Raw genomic sequence first — 17,934 nt, 5'->3', positions numbered from 1 at the left:
CGATTGATCTATTAGGTACATGGGGGGTTACCCGCACCCTGTGGACCGAGGGTTCGTACAGAAAGCTGGACCAAAGGCTGCTTGATCACGCGGCTTATGCCTGCTGAGGCTGGGGTGGTGGGGTTACGGGTTCACAAAAAACATATCCAGGCCGTGTGAAGGAAACTTGGCTATGGATCAAAACTCGAACGCCGGATCCCTTTGGCCCGATCCGCCTAAACTGCCACTGCCTGCCATTATGGACCAGCACTGGACCGACGCCATATTCCTGCATTGGCGCGTCCCGGAAAACCTAGCTGCCCGTTTCATGCCGCCCGGAGTGCAACCGGACCTTTTCGACAGCAGTTCGTGGGTGGGGTTGATCGGTTTCCACATGAAGAACGCTGGGATCGGACGCGGCCCCGGCATTCCGTACCTGGGCAGCTTCAGTGAGGTCAACGTCCGTGTCTACTCGCGGGAACCTGATGGAACGAGGGGCGTGGTCTTCCTGAGCTTGGATGCCAACCGGCTGCCGGTCGTCCTGGCAGCGCGGGCGGCGGAAATTCCCTACGTCTGGTCGCGAATCCGCTATTCCCAACCGCGGCCGGACTCGCCAGGCGTTGAGGCCATCGGCTACTCGGTCCGGCGTTTCAGGCAGGGAGCAAGGAGCAGCTTCGCCGTCGTACCCCAATTAGGGGGCACCCTCGACGACCCGTTATCGGTCTTTCTCACTGCGAGGTATGGAATGCACAGCATGTTCAGGGGACGGAGCATCTATGTTCCAAACACCCATAAACCGTGGCCGCTGTTCTCTGCCAAGCTCCACCACCTGAAGGATGAACTGCTCGCGTCCGCCGCCATCACCGCGGGCGGACCTCCTGAATCAGTCCTCTACTCCCCCGGAGTGCGGACCCAGTTCGGACCGCCAAGGCTGGTGAGCAGCCTCGGCGGACCACCGGTTGACCCTAGGCGTCCTGCCAGCCACGGCCTTCGCTGAAGGTGGCAACAAGCGTGCCCACGCCCGCTTGGAGGGAGTTGGACGGATCAAAATACAAGGACGCCTCGGATGCGCGGCTATGCGTGATCAGCTGTTCGGCTTCAAGCTTTGCTTCCGGTACGGTGGCCCCGATGATTCCTGTCCGTGCAGGAAGGTCCGGAGTGTGTACCACCTCCGCATCCGTCTCGCTCAAGGGAATAGTGGTGCCGGAGTTGATCTCGTCATGGGGAAATTCAAACTCGGCATCGGCGGAGGCGGCAGGAATGATGTACTCCAGGAAGTAGGTCATGGACCCCACTTTTGCAGAAAGCCACCGCCGTCGAAAGTCCGGCCGGGCCGTGGCGCAATAAATGGCCGCCTCCAGCCCTTACTCGAACGATGCAAAACTCACACCGCAGGAAAAATGGCTAACTGCGGAGGCCTGCCTTCCGCAGAGCCTCGGCCAGAGCGGTATCCACTGGCGCTGGACTGGGGGCGGCGTTACGTCCGTCCGTGGAGCGGCCTGGCTTCTTGGCGGACCGTTGCTGCTCCGGCCGTCCCGAACGGTCCGAAGTCTGCCTCCCCGCACCGGACCTTCCGGCACCCTGCCCGCCAGCGGACAGTTCGTCGTCGAGCCGCAAGGTCAGAGAAATCCTCTTCCGCTCCGGGTCTGCCTCCAGAACCTTCACCCGGACCACCTGCCCGGACTTCACCACCTCGCGGGGGTCCGAGACAAAGCGGTTCGCCAGCGCAGACACATGGACCAAGCCATCCTGGTGGACCCCCACGTCAATGAACGCACCGAAGGCCGCAACGTTGGTCACAGTCCCTTCCAGGATCATCCCCGGCTTGAGATCGGAGATTTTCTCAATCCCCTCGGAGAAGGTAGCCGCCGCAAACGCCGGGCGGGGGTCCCTGCCCGGCTTGTCCAGCTCCGCCAGGATGTCCTTGACGGTGGGCAGGCCGAAGGTGCCGTCCGCAAAATCTCGGGGATCCAAGGATGAAGCAGGCGCTGACCCGGCGGCAACCAGGATCTTGCGTGCCACTGAGTAGGACTCCGGGTGGACGCTCGATGCGTCAAGGGGTTCGGCCCCGCCGATAATCCGCAGGAAACCGGCGCATTGTTCGAATGCTTTCGCGCCGAGCCGCGGCACTTTCTTCAGGTCGGCGCGCTTGGCGAAGGGTCCGTGCTCGTTGCGGTAGGCCACGATGTTTTCGCTCAGCAAAGGGCCGACGCCGGCCACTCGGCTAAGGAGCGCAGGGGAAGCCGTGTTCACATCGACTCCCACGGCATTGACGCAGTCCTCCACAACGGCGTCAAGGCTCCGGTCCAGCTTCGACGCCGTCACGTCATGCTGGTACTGGCCCACGCCGATGGACTTCGGATCAATCTTCACCAACTCGGCCAGCGGGTCCTGCAGCCTGCGGGCGATGGACACAGCACCGCGCAGCGAGACATCCATCCCAGGGAGCTCCGCCGCGGCAAGGGCAGAAGCAGAGTAGACGGATGCTCCGGCTTCGGAAACCACAAGCTTCTGTGGTGTCCTGTCAACGTCCGGCAGCCGCTTGATGAGCTCAGCGGCGAGCTTGTCGGTCTCCCGGGAAGCAGTGCCGTTGCCAACTGCCACGAGTTCGACGGCGTGCTGCCGCGCCAGCCGCTCCAGCGTTGCCAGTGCTTCGTCCCACTTCCGGGCGGGAGCGTGAGGGTAGACGGTGTCGGTAGCCACGACCTTGCCGGTCCCATCCACCACAGCTACTTTGACGCCGGTTCGAAGCCCCGGATCCAGGCCCAGCGTTGCCCGGTTCCCGGCCGGCGCTGCGAGCAGGACATCCCGAAGGTTCGCAGCGAAAACGCGGACCGCCTCGTCCTCTGCTGCGGCGAACAGCTTGCCGCGCAGGTCAGCGGTGAGCCGGGCCAACACGCGGGACCGCCATGCCACCCGGGCCGTCTCCATCAACCATCCATCGGCGGGACGGCCGCGGTCGGCGACCCCGAGGCACCTGGCCACCGCTGACTCGTACCGGGAACGGGCGGCGGCGAGGGCGGCGTCGTCCGCGGGATTTGCTTCGGTGAGGTCCAGCTCAAGGACGCCGTCCTTCTCTCCGCGCAGCAACGCGAGCACCCGGTGGGACGGCATGCCAGCCGGAGCCTGTGCAAACTCAAAGTAGTCGGCAAACTTCTGCCCGTCCGCTTCCTTTCCCTTCTTCACGCGCGACACCATACGCCCCTGTGTCCACAGCCGCTCGCGCAGGGTGGCGGCCAGGTCAGGGTCCTGGGCGACGCGTTCAACGAGGATGGCGCGGGCTCCTGCGAGCGCAGCAGCGGCGTCACCAACAGCATGTTCCGGGTTCAGGTACTTGGCAGCCTCGTGCTCCGGCCGGAGCTCCGGACGCTTCAGCAGGGCCTCAGCCAGCGGTTCCAAACCGGCTTCGCGCGCGATCTGCGCCTTGGTCCGCCGCTTCGACTTGAACGGCAGGTAGATGTCCTCGAGGCGGGACTTTGTGTCGGCGGCAAGGATAGCTTTGTGCAGTTCTGCGGTCAGCTGGCCTTGGGCAGCAACAGATTCAAGTACGGTACGACGGCGGTCCTCCAGTTCGCGGAGGTAGCGCAGCCGCTCGTCGAGCTCACGGAGCTGGGTATCGTCGAGCGTGCCGGTGGCTTCCTTGCGGTACCGGGCGATGAAGGGCACGGTGGATCCGCCGTCGAGCAGTTCCACTGCCGCCTTCACCTGCCAGGCCTTGACTGCCAGTTCCGTGGCGATCTGGGCGAAGGTGCCGTCCTCCCGTTTCTGGGGCGTGGACGGAGCAAGGGAAGGGGCCTGCGGGAGTTGGGTCACCAGAACATCTTGCCCTAAGCGCCTGCGCGGCTCCACTGCCCTGGAAGGCGCAGCCCCCGCCGGCAGGGTATTCCGCTGCCGCCTGCAAAGTGCTGTAGTTGAAATGCCGTCACAGGCAACCCAGGGCTCGAGGAAGAGGGCATGATGCGGGAACTGCTCATTGTGTTTCAGGAAGGGTTCGAAGAGGCAAACATCACCGTGACGGTGAACGGCAAGCAGGCGCGGCGGGACCTGGATGTTACCACCAACCCGATCCTCGGCATCGCGAACGAGGTGTCCGTAGAGCTGCCGGCGAAGGGTGCGCATGTGGGAGTTGAGGTGACCAACCGTGGCTTGAAGGCAATCACGAAGGTCAGCGGAAAGCCTAAAAGCGTCCTTGTTAATATCCAGGACGGGAAGCTTGTCATGACAGAAGGAACCGGCCGGGAGGCGGTCCTTTAGCCTTTCGTGCAGTGGCCAGACCAGCCTCTGGTAAAACTCCATTTGCTGGAGTAGCATCTGATCACCGCCGGCTTCCCCGAGGAGCCCGGCGGGCCAACTTCACTAGCCAAAGGCCGTCGGATTCCTTTGGTGTCCGCTGCCGGGACAGCACCCCGAGCAGCAGAGGACGGCGGCACCCGAGCCGGGTGCCGCCGTCGTCTCTCTCAAGGGGTGGCCGTCAAAGGCGCCTCTAGCTTACGTACACCGGGTAATCCGTATAGCCCTCGGCGCCGTCGGCATAGAAGGTGGACGGGTCCGGCTCGTTCAGCGGCAGGCTCTCGTTCCAGCGGCGGGCCAGGTCCGGGTTGGCGATCGCAGGACGGCCCACCACCACAGCGTCCGCGTGACCGTCGGCCACCAGGGCCACAGCTTCCTCGCGGGTGGTCACAAGACCAAAGCCGGTATTGACCAGGAAGGTCCCGCCGAAGCGGGCGCGAAGGTCCTGGACCAGCTCCCCGGCGGGTTCATGGTGCAGGATGCTGAGGTAGGCGAGGTTCAGCGGGGCGATGCTGTCCACCAGCACCTCGTAGGTTGCGCGGACGTCTGCTGCGTCGACTTCGGCAATGCCCTGGACGTTGTGCTCTGGTGAGATGCGGATGCCAACGCGGCTGGCTCCGATGGCTGCCACCACAGCGTTGACCGTCTCGATGACGAACCGCGCCCGGTTTTCCGGGGAACCGCCGTAGCTGTCCGTACGGACATTGGAATTCGGCGCCAGGAATTCATGCAGGAGGTAGCCGTTGGCTGAGTGCAGCTCCACGCCGTCGAAGCCCGCTTCGATAGCGTTCAGCGAGGCGTCGACGATTTCCCGCATCACCAGCGGCAGTTCGTCGGTGGTCAGCGCGTGCGGCACGGGATACGGCTGCTTGCCTGACGGGGTGCGGACCTCGCCCTCGATGGCGATGGCGCTGGGGGCGACGATCGTGTGCCCATCCGTAATGTCCGGGTGCGAAACCCTGCCCCCGTGCATGATCTGGGCGAACATGCGTCCGCCGTCGGCGTGGACGGCGTCAGTGACTTTCTTCCAGCCGGCAATCTGCTCCTCGGTGACGATGCCGGGCTGGCCGGGGTAGGAGCGGCCCGCAGTGCTGGGGTAGGTTCCTTCGCTGACGATCAAGCCCAGGGAGGCCCGCTGGCGGTAATGCTCGGCGAGCAGAGGACCCGGAATACCTTCCTCGCCTGCACGCAGCCGCGTCAGGGGCGCCATCACAAGGCGGTTCGGGAGTTCAAGTTCACCAAGGGCCAGAGGGGAAAACAGCATGCGCGGTTCCTTTCGGTGTTTCCAACGTTCTGTTAGGCCCAACTGGAGGGCGTGTGCAACTATTCCGGATGCGGCCGGAATCACACAGCGTCTGACGGCGCGTGGCGCTGTGGGTGCCCGGGTTCGATCGTGGAGCCCTACGGTGCCCCAACTCCCGGGCAGCCCTGGCCCTGGGGGTTGGCGTTGCAGTCGTCGGCGTAGTTGCGGGTGAGGGACCGCCATACGCTGATGGTTTGTGGCGGTGCGTTGAATTGCCCTTGGCCCGGGATGGGCAATGGCGGGCCAGCGTTGACCGAGTACGTTCCCTGGAAAGACGTGGTCAGCACCACCTGAAAGTCCCCGGTGGATCCGTAGGCATGGCTTGTCCTGGTCTTTTCGCCCCAGCGGTCCTGCGGCAGGGGGCCTCCCATCGAGGGCTGGGGCCCAAAGACGGTGCCGTCGCCGTAGCTCCAGGTGTACTGGACGGGCGTGGCGACGATGTGCACCTGCTGCCCGAACATGGTGACGTCGAACTGCTGTTCCACCGATTCCGCATAGAAGTTGGTTTCGGCGCCCCTGAGTGTGTGCGGGCTGGGCTGTGCCACCACCGTTCCGGCGTTGACCGGCAAGCTTTGGAACTGCCGCTGAATGTCTGCGGCGATACGCGGCAGCAGGTCCTCCGGCTTGGCGTCGTAGAGGCAGGTAGGTCCCGAGTGGATTGCCCAAACGGCTCCAGGAACACCGCGCGGCCTCGAGTGCCAGATGACAGGAATTCCGTCTTCGCCATCCGGCCCGTCTTTGCACTCCAACTGCCGACCCAGGCAGGGAGTGTCAAAGTCTCCTCCGCCGAGATGGCATTGAAGTTCGTACTTGTACTCGTTGGGGTCGGTACTAATTGCTCCGGGTGAAAGTGGGGCAAAGTCACCTGTGACTGAGTCCCGAGCCCAGCCGATAATGTCCGTTCCGGTCGCTGACCATACACCTTTTGGTGGGGGTGCTTTGGGAGTTTCTGTTTTGTCATCACTGAAGTGCACAACTGACTGCACGCTAGCAAGCCCAGGGGCAAAAAATCCCATTCCGGAAAGGACGAGCGTTGCGGCTACGACTCCAAGCAGGCAGCGAAGCAAGACGCCTTCTTTCAGCCAGCGATCGGTTCGATGGTGTTTACATACCAAGCACCATCTCTAAAAACCGCGAGCATAAGGCTTCCCGCGTCTGCTGGTTTCGGGTCAGTGCTATCTAGTGACCCATCCGCGTTGTAGTAACTCATAGCTTCCTGAGACACCTGCACTGCTACTTGGTACTGGCCATCTGATGCTTTTTTAAATGAGGTGTTGACGACGGGCGTTGTCACCTGTCCACCCGCTAGCCATCGACCGTCTTCGTGCCACCCGGTCTGCACTTGCTTGCTGCGTTCGCACATAGCGCAGTTTGCGCTCGTGATTGCCGAAACCGCCTCCGTATCGCCTGTTTCATATCCGTAGCTCAGAAGCTCAAACCAATACTTGGCAAACGCCTCGAGTCCCTCCTTCGTCTCCGTCTTTGCCACCTCGGGCAGGACGGGAACGGGAACGTTTTGGGCCGGACCCGAAGCATCGGCGGGTTTGTAGACGGCGCTGGGGGTCGGCGTCGGGGTGGGTGTTGCACTCGGCGAAGTCGATCCCGCAGCAGTTGATAATGACGTGCCGGGATCTGCAGGTGCTTCGCCGGAGCAGCCGGCCAGCAGGAGTGAGCCTCCAACAACGAAGGCTAAAACGCCAAAGCGAATGCCATCAAGGGACGAACGACTGTTGTGCGATGTCATGGGCCGCTATTCCCCCAGTAGTTTTGGACGGCATGCTCCGGACAGTGACTCAAGGGTAGCCCACACCACATTTCAGCGATAAGAGTTATCCACAGGCTTTCGCCCTCGGTTCTACCAGTGCGGGATCCAAATAAAAAGTCAAAAAGAAGGCCGGCGCATTAGATGCGCCGGCCTCCCTAAGAACACATGCAGAAGCTAGGGTTTCGGAGGCAGTACCAACTCCCCCGTCTTATCCGTCGACAGGGCCAGGGATGAAACGTACTGGGGGCCGCCGTCGGGGGCGTCCTGCGCGGACCGGACCATGTCCGGCCGCTCGAACTCGATCCCCGTCACGTGGCAAAGGAGCCTGGCGTCGCTGGGGTTGCCATCGGCGTCGAACATGGGGAGGTCAATGCCGTCGTCGGTCCTGCGGAGGTAATACCGCCCCTTCGTGAGGAGAGCCAACACAGGCGGAAGAACCAGGGCCAACCCCACCGCGAAGATCGGTGAATACGGCTGGATCCCGGAACCAAAGGCCCCAAAGAACACAGCGATCGAGACCCCCGCGGAAACCAGCATCGAAACGAAGCCCACCGAATTCACCGCGTACAGCATTCCGCGGCGGAACTCGGGCACCTTAGGCGAGATCTTCAGGAGGTACTTGTTGATGGCGATATCGGACGCCACGGTGACAACCCACGCCATGGCGCAGTTGGCATAGAAGCCAAGAATGGTGTTGAGGAAGTCGAACATGTTGGCTTCCATCAGCACGAGCGCAATCAGCAGGTTGACCACCACAAAAACCATCCGGCCCGGGTACGTCTTGGTAATCCGTGTAAACGAATTCGTCCAGGCCAAGGAACCGGAATAGGCGTTGGTGACATTGATCTTGATCTGCGAAATGACCACCAGCACCACGGCAAGCGTCATGGCCAGCCATGCGGGCATCATCTCCCGATACACACCCAGGAACTGGTGCACCGGCTCGTTCGCTGTGGCAGAGGCAGCGGGATCCAGAGATGCAATCAGGTAGATGGCAATGAACAACCCAACGATCTGCTTCAGGGCCCCAAAAATCACCCAGCCAGGCCCGGCCAGGATCACGGCCCGCCACCACGCACCCTTGTTCGCGTCGGTACGCGGCGGCATAAACCGGAGGTAGTCGATCAGCTCGGCAATTTGCGCCATCAGTGACAGGCAGACGCCCGCAGCGAGCATCACGGACGCCAGATTCGGCCCGCCGCCGCCCGATTCGCCCGTGTACGCAAAGAAGCTGTTGATGCTCTCCGGATGCGAAACCAGCAGGTAACCCACCGGCACCACCATCAGGAGCAGCCACAGCGGGGTGGTCCACACCTGCAGCTTGGCCAGGGTGTTCATCCCGTAAATCACCAGCGGAATGATGATGACAGTGGACGCCGCATACCCCAGCCACTGCGGAACGCCCAGCCCCACCTCGAGCCCCTGCGCCATGATGGAGCCTTCCAGCGCAAAGAAGATAAAGGTGAAGGTGGCAAAAATAACGTTGGTGACCACGGAGCCGTAGTAGCCAAAGCCGGAGCCCCTCGTGATCAGGTCCAGATCGATGTTGTACCGGGCCGCGTAGTAGGCCAGCGGGAAACCTGTGGCAAAGATGATCACGGCGGCCACCAGGATGCCAAAGATGGCGTTCACGGTTCCATAGGCGACCCCGATGTTCGCGCCGATGGAGAAGTCGGCCAGGTACGCGATGCCGCCCAGCGCACTGGTGGCCACCACTCCCGCGCTCCACTTCCGGTATGACCGCGGGGCAAACCGGAGCGTGTAGTCCTCCAGGCTTTCCTTCGTGGCATTCAGTGCAGCGGTATTGCCCGCCGGAGAATGGCCGACGACGGCGCCAGCGGCTTGCGCCTCCGGCTCCAGTAAATTGGTGGTTTCCGTGTCATTACTCATCTATGTGCGTCGCTTTCGTTGCAGGATTTGCCTCCTGCGACGCTATCCAGCCCGAGCAACAAGGCTGTCACAGGGGTGTTTCGACGGGGTAAATCCGTGACTGACACTGTCAATAAAGTCCGGTAAGGAAACCGCCACTTACCCCTAGCGCATTTCTACCTGACGTAGAAGAATGACTGCATGATGTTTGAACATGCTGACGGGCAACCCGTACTGGAACTCAACGACGGGCAGTCCTGGCGCCTCCTGGAGGGCACCAGGCACGGGAGACTGGTGGTCTCCGTTGCCGGCGAGCCGGACATCTTCCCGGTCAACTACGTCACGGCGGACCGAAAGATCTACCTTCGGACCGCGCCGGGCAACAAGCTGGCGCAGCTGACCATCAACTCCGCGGTGCTCTTCGAAACGGACGGCATCCTCCCAGACGAAGCGTGGTCGGTGGTGTTGCGTGGAACCGCCCGGGTGCTGAGCAGTTCGTCGGAACTGGAAGCCGTGGAGGCGCTGGGATTGAAGACCTGGGTCCCCACCCTGAAGGACTTCTACGTGGAGATTGACCCCACATCCGTCAGCGGCAGGCACTTCCAGTTCGGTGAACAGCCGGAGCGGGAGATCTAGGAACTCCTAGACTGGTAGCATGGCGGACAAGCTCACCCCGGAGCGGCGCAGCTGGAACATGTCCCGGATCCGGGGCAAACACACCAAGCCTGAACTGCTGGTGCGCCGCCTCCTCCACGCCAAGGGATACCGGTACCGCCTGCACGGGCAGGCAGGCCGAACCCGGCTGCCCGGCAACCCCGACCTCGTGTTCGCCGGCCGCCGGAAGGTCATCTTTGTCAACGGCTGCTTCTGGCACTTCCACGACTGCCGCGTCGGTCAGCACGCCCCGAAGGCGAATGCCGAGTTTTGGGCGGCGAAGCGGGAACGCACCAAGGAGCGCGACGCCGGCCAGCGCCGCCAACTGGAGGACGCCGGCTGGGAGGTGCTCACCGTCTGGGAATGCGAGCTCAAGAATGGTTCAGCGCTCGAATCCCAGCTGGTGCGGTTCCTTGAAGCAACCAGCCCAGCGCAATAAACCTCTTCTCAGGAAAAGCATTCTTGAGGCAATCTTTGGGCTTTATCCCAGCCGTTCTTGATGCGCCTCCAGAAGGATGGATGCGCTGTCCCGGCTACGGACTGCTACAGCTGGAATTCCCGGACCAACGGCAATTGGTCAGTAATGCACTGGCTCAAGCATCAGGGGTAGAAACCCGCAGCCTCATCAAGAAACCCACAATTATGCCGCGAAACCATTATTAGCAAAAGGAACACACCTAATCTGAAGAAGAAGAAATTCCGTCCGTGACCGCCCCATTTCCGCGAAGGAAAACTCCAGCCGAAAGGACCGTAATGGCGCCGTCTGATGATGCCGGAAGGCCGCTTGTGGACCAGGCAGTCCTGAACCGGCTCCGTGACGAACTCGGGGAGGACGGGGGCTACTGTAAGGTCTTTGTGGGCAATTTCATCGAATATCTCCCCCATCGGATTGGGCGCCTGCAGCTGGCTCTCACCACGGGGGACCTGGATGGATCAGTGGACGCGGTCCTGAGTTTGAAAACGTCAAGCCAGATGGTGGGTGCCGAACGGCTGGCGCGCCTGGCCATGGCCTTGGAGGGTGAGATCCGCACCGAAGCGTACGACGCGGACGTCGCCGTCGTACTGCCCCGGCTTGCGGGCTCCTACCTGCGGCCTATTTACCAGTGCAGCCAGCAAACAATGCACCGGCTGCAGGCTCAGTGCTCGTCGGGAGCCAGCCGGTAGCCGACGCCGCGCACTGTCTGGAGCCACCGCGGCTTCTGCGGTGAATCACCCAGCTTTTTGCGCAGGTTGCCCATGTGGACCTCGACGGACCGTTCGTCCGCCTCGCTGATGTAGCCCCCGACGTCATAATCCTCGTCCCGCAGCCGGCGCACCAGGTCCGCTTTGGTCCGGACCGTGCGGCCTGCTTCGAGGAGGGCGTGCAGGAGCTCGAATTCCGTACGGGTCAGGCTCATTTCCGTGCCGTCCACGGTGACCGTGCGGGACGGGTAGCTCAGCTTCAGCCCGTTGTGGCTGTAGTTCCCGCGCTCGGGATGCGCGGCGGCATCAGCCGAGGCCTCCACGCCCGACGCTTCGGCGGGGCCGGGCGCAGAACGGGGACGGCGCATCATGGCGGCAATGCGGGCGCGGAGCTCCCGGGGACGGAACGGCTTGGTGAGGTAATCATCGGCGCCGGACTCAAGCCCGATCAGGGTGTCCAGTTCCTCGGTGCGGGCCGTGAGCATCACGATGTAGGCGTCCGAGAACTCGCGGATCTGCCGGGACACTTCAAAACCGTCGATGTCCGGCAGGCCAAGATCCAAGGTGATGACGTCCGGATTGAGGGTCTTGGCCGTCAGGACGCCCTCGGCGCCACTGCTGGCGACGGTCACCTCAAAGCCCGCCTGGGTCAGCACCGTACGAACCAGTTCGCGAATGTCATGGTCATCCTCGATGACCAGTCCCACCCGTGCATCACTCATAGCGCCCCCTCAGCAGCCGACGTCAGAAGTATAGCTGGCTGCGGATATCCTGCTGCTATGGCCCTGCACACCCTGCCCGACAAGTTTCCATGCCATGACTAACCCCGTGGCGTGGTCCTCGGGCCGGATAAGGTTCTTCCGGCGCCCCTTCCATGAGTACACCCTGACGGAGCGGGTGGCGATGAGCCAGATGCCGCTGTTCGTGACGACGATCCTGACAGCCTTCCTGATGTGGGGGTTTTTCCCCGCCAGCATGGACAACCCGCTGTTTATCGCCTTCCTTGTGTCGCAGCTGGCCATCATGGCCCTGTGCTACGTGGTTCCTTGGGAGCGTCTGCCATATACGAGCTTCCTGGTCATTCCGCTGCTGGATTTCATTTCCATCGCCGCCGGCAGGGAAGGCGGGCAGGAAAGCCTCACCGGTATCAGCCTGCTCGCGGTGTTCCCGGTGATCTGGCTATGCGCCTCCGGATACTACCCCCGGGCAGCTTTGTGGTTGTCCTTCCTGGCGCCGCTGGCCATTATTTGGGTACCGCTGCTGTCCAAGGGGACCTTTACGGCACAGGACCTGGCCCGGTCACTGCTACTGCCGGTGATGATGCTGGGCATCGGAGTTTCCGTCAGTGTCCTGACGCTGAGCATGATGCGGCAGCAGCGGGAGCTGGAAGACAAAGACGCCCAGCTGCAGGCCGGTCTGCGCAGCAGCCAGCGCCAGGAGTCGCTGTTGAATACGGTCCTGGACACCGTCCACTTGGGCGTCCTTGCGGTGGATGCCGACGGGCACGACGTGCTGATGAACCGGAAGCAGCGGACCAACCACGAACTGGCCCGGCCCAAGGACATCGCGGACCCGAACGAGTCCCAGCTCCTGGTCTTCGGGCCGGACCGGAAGTCGCTGGTCCCGGTCGAGGAACGTCCGGTCCGCCGCGCCGTACTGGGGGAAACCTTCACGGACTACCTCGTCTGGGTGGGCTCAGGCAACGACCAGCGGGCCTTCGTGACCACCGCCCGGGCAATGAAGGACGACGACGGCAATTTCGCCGGCTCCGTGATTGTCTTCAGCGACGTGACAGACCTCGTTAACGCGCTCGCGGCGAAGGACGACTTCGTCTCCAGCGTCTCGCACGAATTCCGGACGCCCCTGACCTCGATCCTCGGGTATGTGGAAATCCTGCTCGATGGCGAGCCGGAGGAGTCGCAGCGGCGCATGCTGGAGATCATCCGCCGGAACTCGGAGCGGCTCCTGACCTTGGTCTCGGACCTGCTGGCCAGCCGCAATGGACAGTTGATCGTCACACCCCATGCCGTTGACGTGGCCGAGCTTGTGCGCACCAGCGTTTCCTCGGCAATGCCCAAAGCGGCCGCCTCGGGTGTGGTGCTGTCCGCTGAGACTCCGGACCGGCTGGAAGCACACGTGGATGGGCCCCGAATCTCCCAGGTCCTGGACAACCTGGTGTCCAACGCCATCAAGTACTCCCCCGACGGCGGCAATGTACTGGTTTCGCTGGCGGAGGAGGACGGCCGCCTGGCCTGCCGGGTCAGAGACACCGGCATGGGCATGACCCCCGAGGACGCGTCAGAGGTTTTCGCCAAGTTCTTCCGCACCAGCAACGTCCGCAGGACCGCCATCCCCGGGGTCGGCCTGGGCCTGCCCATCAGCAAGGCAATTGTGGAAGCGCACGGGGGGACCATCGACGTTGAAAGCACCCTGGGCGAAGGAACCACGTTTACGTTCCAGGTTCCGGTCTGATTTCGACAGGCTCAATCACCGGACGGGCCGGACTTCGACAGGCTCAATCACCGGCCGCGCTCCTGGCCTGCCTGGGCCCACGCCCGCCGGGTTCCCTGGCCGAGCTTGCGAGGTTAGGGAGCGGGTGGGGAACCACTTCGCCCCACGACTGCCGGGCGAGTTCCTGGATGGCGGCGAGGATTTCCGACGGCGGCCGGGACAGGTCCAGCGGGAACTCCACAATGTCAATGTCGGTATTCAGGATGCGCCGCAGTTTGACCTCCCCCGCACCCGCGTAGACCAGCCAGGCCGTGGGGACTGCCAGCGCAGTGCAGTGCGCCAGCATCTGGTAGTGGTCTGCGGTCAGTGAGCCCCCGAGATCCGAGGCGGCCTTGTACTTGGTGTTGTACACCACCACTGGCCGCCCGCCCAGCAGGTGCACGGCGTCCGGCCGCACGGACAGCCGGTCCGCGTCCCGCACGGCCTCGCTCAGGAGCGCGTTGTACTGGAACCGGAGCTCCCCCGGGTACTCCCCCATCGCCTCGCGCAGCGCCTTGCCCACGAAGTCCTCAAACACCTGCGCCATATCCACCACAAAGGACGCTGTCCGCTGGTTGCCTTCGCCGGCTTCGGCGGAGGCGTTCCGCAGGATAAGCTCCGCCAGGCGGAGGACGGCGTGGTAGCGGACATTCATCCGGGTGGCCGTCCACGGCGGCAGCGGAGAGCCCGCTGGAAGGCGGGTGGCGGCGTCGAGCTTTCCCTTGAGCTGGCGCAGCCGGCTCAGCACGTCGGGGCGGACCCGCGGCACCTGGCCCATCCGCTCCAGCGCTGCCCGCAGGATCCGGTTTTCGGCGATGTCCTCGCTGAACTCGTCGTAGGACACTTCCAGGGGCACCAGCATGCCAGGCCGGCGGGAAATCTGGTCCGAAATCCGGATTCGACCCTTGACCGTGCGGAGGGACTCGTCCACGGTGCGGTAGCCCTGCAGGACACCGCGCCCCAGTGCCCGCTCGGCCAGTTGGGCCAGGGACTCAGCCAGCGCGCTCCACAGCTCCCGTTCCTCGACGGCCGCCACAGAGTCGGGGCGGAACCCCTGTTCGCCCGCATAGCTGAGCAGGAACAGGAGCCGGCTGAGCCCCAGCCGGTCCTTGGGCCGGACGTCCAGCTGCACTGTGGCAGTCCGCACCGAGCCCACCTTGCCCACCGGCTCGATCCGGTAGAGCCCCATGCCCATCGGTGACGCTTTGGCCAGGCCGCTGGAGTTCAGGAAGGAGGCACTGGCCGGGTCCAGCCGTTCCACGATGCCCCGGGACAGTTCGTCCAGCACCAGGTGCCGGACGGAAGCACGTGGATCAGCGGCCTGCAAGGCGTTCCAGCAGCCGGTCCAGCCCGAAGCGCTCTTCGAGCTGCGCCCGGGTCAGCTGGCCGTGGTAGTGCTCCTCAAGCAGGGGCATCAGCTCGTACTTCCAGATCCGGCGCAGCCCGGCCGGGGTCTGGGCAGCCGGTTTCATGAAGTAGGAGGGGCCGATCATGAGGTCCCTGTCCCACTCGTCGATGGCCCCGTTCAGGGCATCCAGCAGCAGCGCCGGGGTGGTGTCCAGCTGGCGGGCTTCAAGGAACCGGAGCAGTGAGCCCTTCACCGGTTCGGTCTGGGGGTGCAGTTCGATGAACGCAAAACGACGGCGGATGGCTGCGTCCATCATGGCAATGGACCGGTCGGCCGTGTTCATGGTGCCGATGATGTAGAGGTTGTCGGGCAGCGTAAACGGCTCGTTGGGGCTGTACTGCAGGTAGATCCGGTCATCGCGGTACTCCAGCAGGAAATACAGCTCGCCGAACACCTTGGCGAGGTTGGCTCGGTTCATCTCGTCGATGATGAGGAAGTACGGCTTCTTCTCGTTGCCGGGCTTGGCCGCTTCCTCCGCCAGCCGGCGCAGCGGTCCGGCGACGAGTTTGAAGGAGACCTGGCCCTCATCCGTTTTGTCCGGCCGGTAGCCTTCGAAAAAGTCCTCGTAAGCGTAGGACGGGTGGAACTGGACCAGCTTGACCCGCTCGTCGGTGCTGTCATCCGCGAGCTCGGCGGCAAGGTGCTTCGCCAGGTAGGTCTTGCCGGTGCCGGGCGGACCGTACAGGACCAGCTGCCGGTTCTCCTCCAGCAACTCTGCAATTTCCTGCAGCGGCTCGAGGTCCATGTGCAGCGAGTCGGCGAACTCGCGGGTGAGCGAACGGAAGCCTTCCTGGACGGGCGGGGCGACGGCGGCTGCTTCAGCGTCGCCGTCGGGCTCGGTTTCCGCTTCGGCGGGCAGCAGGCCCTGCAGGGCCTGGACCACCCGGGTCACGTCCACGACGATACCCGGGGTGGCCAGCTGGCGCTGGACGTGCCGGGGAAGGCTGGTGGTGGTGTGGCCTTCATCGAACCATCGGACTTTCCGGCGCAGCCGCCGGTTGTCCTCATTGTGTTCAGGCTCGCCGAGCACCCCGCCCAGCCGCACCGTTCCTGCGTGCTGGTAGAGCACCAAGTCCCCGGGTTTCATGACGGTCAGGAAGGCAAAAACGGCGGTCTTGGTGTCCTCGCGTTCCACATAGCCGAGGTGCTTGTAGTCCTCGTCCACGGCGTGCTGGACCACCCCTGCAGTCACGCCGGGGCCCAGCAGGCGGAGATGTTCGACGTCGAGCGTCACCTTCTCCTCGCCCCGCCACGCTGTGAGCAGCTCGGTGTTGTCGCTGTGCGTCCGGAGCAGCCATGCGCGCCTGCCGGGGTCGCCCACCTTGCGCCACTGGCTGACCAGCTGCCGGGCATACCAGTCGATGCGCTGCCCGGCCTGTTCATCGAGGTGCAGGCGGATGCGGTGGATGTCCGCGGTGATGTCTTCCTCGGCGTCGCCCTTGGCGCCGCCCACCAACGAGGCGAAGGCGTCACGGATCTCCTGGCGCTCCACGTCCGCCACGACCGGCTCGAAGTAGCTGGGCCAGGTGAGGAACTCGATGCTTCGGCGGATGGCCGGCTGGTCCCCCGGCGTGGCTGCCGCGAGCCGGTGGAACTCCAGCGGGTCCTGCAGCGCGGCGGCGATGTCCGCGGTGGGCTGCTGGTCCACGTGCTGCACAAACCGGCACAGCCACTTCAGGTGGTCCCAAATGGTCCAGTTGAATTCGGCCGTCCGGTCGCGGATCACCCCGTGGTCCGTCAGTCCCTGGTAGAGCTCCTCCGGCAGTTCCAGGGGAGGCTCCAGCCAGGAGGCGGCCTCGGCCACCCGGGCACGCTTAACTTTCAGGGACTTCACCTCATGCGCCAGGGGCAACGACTGCAGGAACAGCAGTTCAACAGCCAGCTGCTTCGCTTCCCGGGATGCGCCCTCGAGGTTCTGCCGCAGGTTGGTCATCATCGGCGCCTTGGGGTCCGGCGTGCCCCGCTCCAGCCTGTCCAGCAGCTCACCTGCCGCCTCCGACGTCCAAGTCATGGTGCGTCCGTCCAGGGCGGACGGCTTGCCGAGGAGCCCGGGGCCAAGGACGAACCACGCCGCATCCTCGATTTCCTTGGAGATACCGAGGGCACGGGGCATGGCAGCAGTGGAGGCGGGGGTCATGGATTCAAATTTACAGGGTGAAACTGGGCGGGCGCTCAGAGCGGGCCGGCGCCCGTCCGGTTTCAGGGACTACATGCCTGTTGTTGGCCGCTTCCGGCCGAAGGTGAAGTAGCCCACCGGACCGATGAAGTTGATGAAGGATGCGGCCCGCCAAGCCGCCTTGGGACCATTGATCAGTGCCGCCGGGCGCTTCGAAATGTCCCGCTGGGCTGCCACCAACAGCGACACTTGGGCGATGCCCACCAGGATGGTCCCGGCCTTCGCGGACGGGGACATTTCCTTCCAGGTCTTTTTCTTCCTGGCGACCCGGGTTTTGTTCTTTGCCATCAGGGCTTCCTTTCGCTGTTGGTTGCGCTTCAAGTCCAGTATGTGCGGTGCGGCCTTGTACAGGGACTTAGTGCCTGTAAGGGGCCATCCGTTCCTTCTGTTCGGGCGTGAGGCGCTGCACCCGGCCCGTGGCTTCGTCCACAAATGCCAGGTGGCTGCTGGCCTTCACGCAGTCCTCACGTGTGACCGGGTCCTGGAGCAGGTAGTGGATATCGAAACTGGCGCCTTTGACGGCGCCGATCCACACCTGCACCACAGCCGGAATATTCCGGTACTCCAACGTCCGGACGTACCGGATATTGTGGTCCGCCACCAGTGCCATGGTGCCCTCGGGGACGTCATTGAACAGGGACACGTGCGGCTCGATGCCGGGCAGCCCAGCTCCCCGCGGCGGCCCGAACGCCGCGATCCGGGCTTCCTCCAGCATCCGCACGACCTGGACGTTGTTGATGTGCCCGTAGGCATCCATGTCTCCCCAGCGCATGGGGACCAGCACCTCGATCCGGTTGCCGCTGGCTGCGTGCTGGATC

Annotated in this window: 17 protein-coding genes; 6 read left to right on the top strand and 11 right to left on the bottom strand. The window is 63.7% G+C overall.

Annotated elements, in window-relative coordinates:
• Positions 1–172: 172 nt before the first annotated feature.
• Positions 173–976, top strand: coding sequence for a YqjF family protein (locus tag FBY31_RS18255; protein ID WP_142043893.1), 804 nt, complete (start codon positions 173–175; stop codon positions 974–976).
• Here FBY31_RS18255 and FBY31_RS18250 read toward each other — a convergent pair.
• Entirely contained in the window at positions 945–1,265 is a 321-nt protein-coding gene (locus FBY31_RS18250; protein WP_142043891.1) for a hypothetical protein, read from the bottom strand. The genes FBY31_RS18255 and FBY31_RS18250 overlap by 32 nt on opposite strands.
• Before the next feature lie 118 nt (positions 1,266–1,383).
• Entirely contained in the window at positions 1,384–3,792 is a 2,409-nt protein-coding gene (locus tag FBY31_RS18245) for a Tex family protein (protein WP_142043889.1), read from the bottom strand.
• A 144-nt stretch (positions 3,793–3,936) separates the two neighbouring features.
• On the opposite strand from FBY31_RS18245, the gene FBY31_RS18240 reads away from it, so the two are divergent.
• Positions 3,937–4,233: a hypothetical protein gene (locus FBY31_RS18240; protein ID WP_142045533.1), complete on the top strand. Its 297-nt coding sequence runs from the start codon at positions 3,937–3,939 to the stop codon at positions 4,231–4,233.
• A 229-nt stretch (positions 4,234–4,462) separates the two neighbouring features.
• On the opposite strand, the gene FBY31_RS18235 is transcribed toward FBY31_RS18240, so the two are convergent.
• From FBY31_RS18235 to FBY31_RS18220, 4 genes are all read right to left on the bottom strand, one after another.
• Positions 4,463–5,533 carry an alkene reductase gene (locus tag FBY31_RS18235; RefSeq protein WP_142043887.1) on the bottom strand — a complete coding sequence of 357 codons (1,071 nt, stop codon included), beginning with the start codon at positions 5,531–5,533 and terminating at the stop codon, positions 4,463–4,465.
• A gap of 137 nt (positions 5,534–5,670) precedes the next feature.
• Entirely contained in the window at positions 5,671–6,321 is a 651-nt protein-coding gene (locus tag FBY31_RS18230) for a hypothetical protein (protein WP_235013115.1), read from the bottom strand.
• Between the two features lie 329 nt (positions 6,322–6,650).
• Positions 6,651–7,316 (bottom strand): DUF6318 family protein, encoded by a 666-nt coding sequence (locus FBY31_RS18225; protein ID WP_142043885.1) that lies wholly within the window; start codon positions 7,314–7,316, stop codon positions 6,651–6,653.
• A gap of 195 nt (positions 7,317–7,511) precedes the next feature.
• A complete protein-coding gene (locus FBY31_RS18220; protein WP_142043883.1) occupies positions 7,512–9,227 on the bottom strand; it encodes a purine-cytosine permease family protein in 1,716 nt (571 codons plus the stop codon).
• A 180-nt stretch (positions 9,228–9,407) separates the two neighbouring features.
• On the opposite strand from FBY31_RS18220, the gene FBY31_RS18215 reads away from it, so the two are divergent.
• The 3 genes from FBY31_RS18215 to FBY31_RS18205 all read left to right on the top strand — a co-directional run bounded on the left by FBY31_RS18215 (position 9,408) and on the right by FBY31_RS18205 (position 11,024).
• Positions 9,408–9,842, top strand: a complete 435-nt coding sequence (locus FBY31_RS18215; RefSeq protein WP_142043881.1) for a pyridoxamine 5'-phosphate oxidase family protein — start codon at positions 9,408–9,410, stop codon at positions 9,840–9,842.
• 19 nt (positions 9,843–9,861) lie between these two features.
• Positions 9,862–10,299: a very short patch repair endonuclease gene (locus FBY31_RS18210; protein WP_142043879.1), complete on the top strand. Its 438-nt coding sequence runs from the start codon at positions 9,862–9,864 to the stop codon at positions 10,297–10,299.
• Positions 10,300–10,613: 314 nt separating this feature from the next.
• On the top strand, positions 10,614–11,024 hold the full coding sequence (locus FBY31_RS18205) for an Hpt domain-containing protein (RefSeq protein ID WP_142043877.1): 411 nt from the start codon (positions 10,614–10,616) through the stop codon (positions 11,022–11,024).
• On the opposite strand, the gene FBY31_RS18200 is transcribed toward FBY31_RS18205, so the two are convergent.
• Entirely contained in the window at positions 10,997–11,764 is a 768-nt protein-coding gene (locus FBY31_RS18200; RefSeq protein WP_200833398.1) for a response regulator transcription factor, read from the bottom strand. The two genes, FBY31_RS18205 and FBY31_RS18200, sit on opposite strands and share 28 nt — an antisense overlap.
• Positions 11,765–11,858: 94 nt before the next feature.
• Between FBY31_RS18200 and FBY31_RS18195 the strand changes: the two genes are divergently transcribed.
• Positions 11,859–13,514 carry a sensor histidine kinase gene (locus FBY31_RS18195; RefSeq protein ID WP_142043875.1) on the top strand — a complete coding sequence of 552 codons (1,656 nt, stop codon included), beginning with the start codon at positions 11,859–11,861 and terminating at the stop codon, positions 13,512–13,514.
• Between the two features lie 43 nt (positions 13,515–13,557).
• Here the strand turns inward: FBY31_RS18195 and FBY31_RS18190 are convergent, their stop codons facing one another.
• From FBY31_RS18190 to FBY31_RS18175, 4 genes are all read right to left on the bottom strand, one after another.
• On the bottom strand, positions 13,558–14,859 hold the full coding sequence (locus tag FBY31_RS18190) for an McrC family protein (protein ID WP_235013114.1): 1,302 nt from the start codon (positions 14,857–14,859) through the stop codon (positions 13,558–13,560).
• A complete protein-coding gene (locus FBY31_RS18185; protein WP_142043873.1) occupies positions 14,846–17,077 on the bottom strand; it encodes an McrB family protein in 2,232 nt (743 codons plus the stop codon). Before FBY31_RS18185 ends, FBY31_RS18190 begins: the two co-directional genes overlap by 14 nt.
• Before the next feature lie 69 nt (positions 17,078–17,146).
• On the bottom strand, positions 17,147–17,404 hold the full coding sequence (locus FBY31_RS18180) for a hypothetical protein (RefSeq protein WP_142043871.1): 258 nt from the start codon (positions 17,402–17,404) through the stop codon (positions 17,147–17,149).
• A 67-nt stretch (positions 17,405–17,471) separates the two neighbouring features.
• Positions 17,472–17,888 (bottom strand): acyl-CoA thioesterase, encoded by a 417-nt coding sequence (locus tag FBY31_RS18175; RefSeq protein ID WP_142045527.1) that lies wholly within the window; start codon positions 17,886–17,888, stop codon positions 17,472–17,474.
• Between the last annotated feature and the right edge of the window lie 46 nt (positions 17,889–17,934).

Source organism: Arthrobacter sp. SLBN-100, assembly GCF_006715305.1.
Classification (GTDB): domain Bacteria; phylum Actinomycetota; class Actinomycetes; order Actinomycetales; family Micrococcaceae; genus Arthrobacter.
This window is presented reverse-complemented; position numbering and strand designations above follow the sequence as displayed.

What these genes read in the sequence shown, in the direction of transcription:
- FBY31_RS18235 (WP_142043887.1), bottom strand. Translation starts at nt 5,533, where the DNA reads ATGCTGTTTTCCCCTCTGGCCCTTGGTGAACTTGAACTCCCGAACCGC.
- FBY31_RS18225 (WP_142043885.1), bottom strand. Translation starts at nt 7,316, where the DNA reads ATGACATCGCACAACAGTCGTTCGTCCCTTGATGGCATTCGCTTTGGC.
- FBY31_RS18200 (WP_200833398.1), bottom strand. Translation starts at nt 11,764, where the DNA reads ATGAGTGATGCACGGGTGGGACTGGTCATCGAGGATGACCATGACATT.
- FBY31_RS18210 (WP_142043879.1), top strand. Translation starts at nt 9,862, where the DNA reads ATGGCGGACAAGCTCACCCCGGAGCGGCGCAGCTGGAACATGTCCCGG.
- FBY31_RS18180 (WP_142043871.1), bottom strand. Translation starts at nt 17,404, where the DNA reads ATGGCAAAGAACAAAACCCGGGTCGCCAGGAAGAAAAAGACCTGGAAG.
- FBY31_RS18240 (WP_142045533.1), top strand. Translation starts at nt 3,937, where the DNA reads ATGCGGGAACTGCTCATTGTGTTTCAGGAAGGGTTCGAAGAGGCAAAC.
- FBY31_RS18255 (WP_142043893.1), top strand. Translation starts at nt 173, where the DNA reads ATGGATCAAAACTCGAACGCCGGATCCCTTTGGCCCGATCCGCCTAAA.
- FBY31_RS18220 (WP_142043883.1), bottom strand. Translation starts at nt 9,227, where the DNA reads ATGAGTAATGACACGGAAACCACCAATTTACTGGAGCCGGAGGCGCAA.
- FBY31_RS18205 (WP_142043877.1), top strand. Translation starts at nt 10,614, where the DNA reads ATGGCGCCGTCTGATGATGCCGGAAGGCCGCTTGTGGACCAGGCAGTC.
- FBY31_RS18250 (WP_142043891.1), bottom strand. Translation starts at nt 1,265, where the DNA reads ATGACCTACTTCCTGGAGTACATCATTCCTGCCGCCTCCGCCGATGCC.
- FBY31_RS18175 (WP_142045527.1), bottom strand. Translation starts at nt 17,888, where the DNA reads ATGCGCTGGGGAGACATGGATGCCTACGGGCACATCAACAACGTCCAG.
- FBY31_RS18215 (WP_142043881.1), top strand. Translation starts at nt 9,408, where the DNA reads ATGATGTTTGAACATGCTGACGGGCAACCCGTACTGGAACTCAACGAC.
- FBY31_RS18195 (WP_142043875.1), top strand. Translation starts at nt 11,859, where the DNA reads ATGACTAACCCCGTGGCGTGGTCCTCGGGCCGGATAAGGTTCTTCCGG.
- FBY31_RS18185 (WP_142043873.1), bottom strand. Translation starts at nt 17,077, where the DNA reads ATGACCCCCGCCTCCACTGCTGCCATGCCCCGTGCCCTCGGTATCTCC.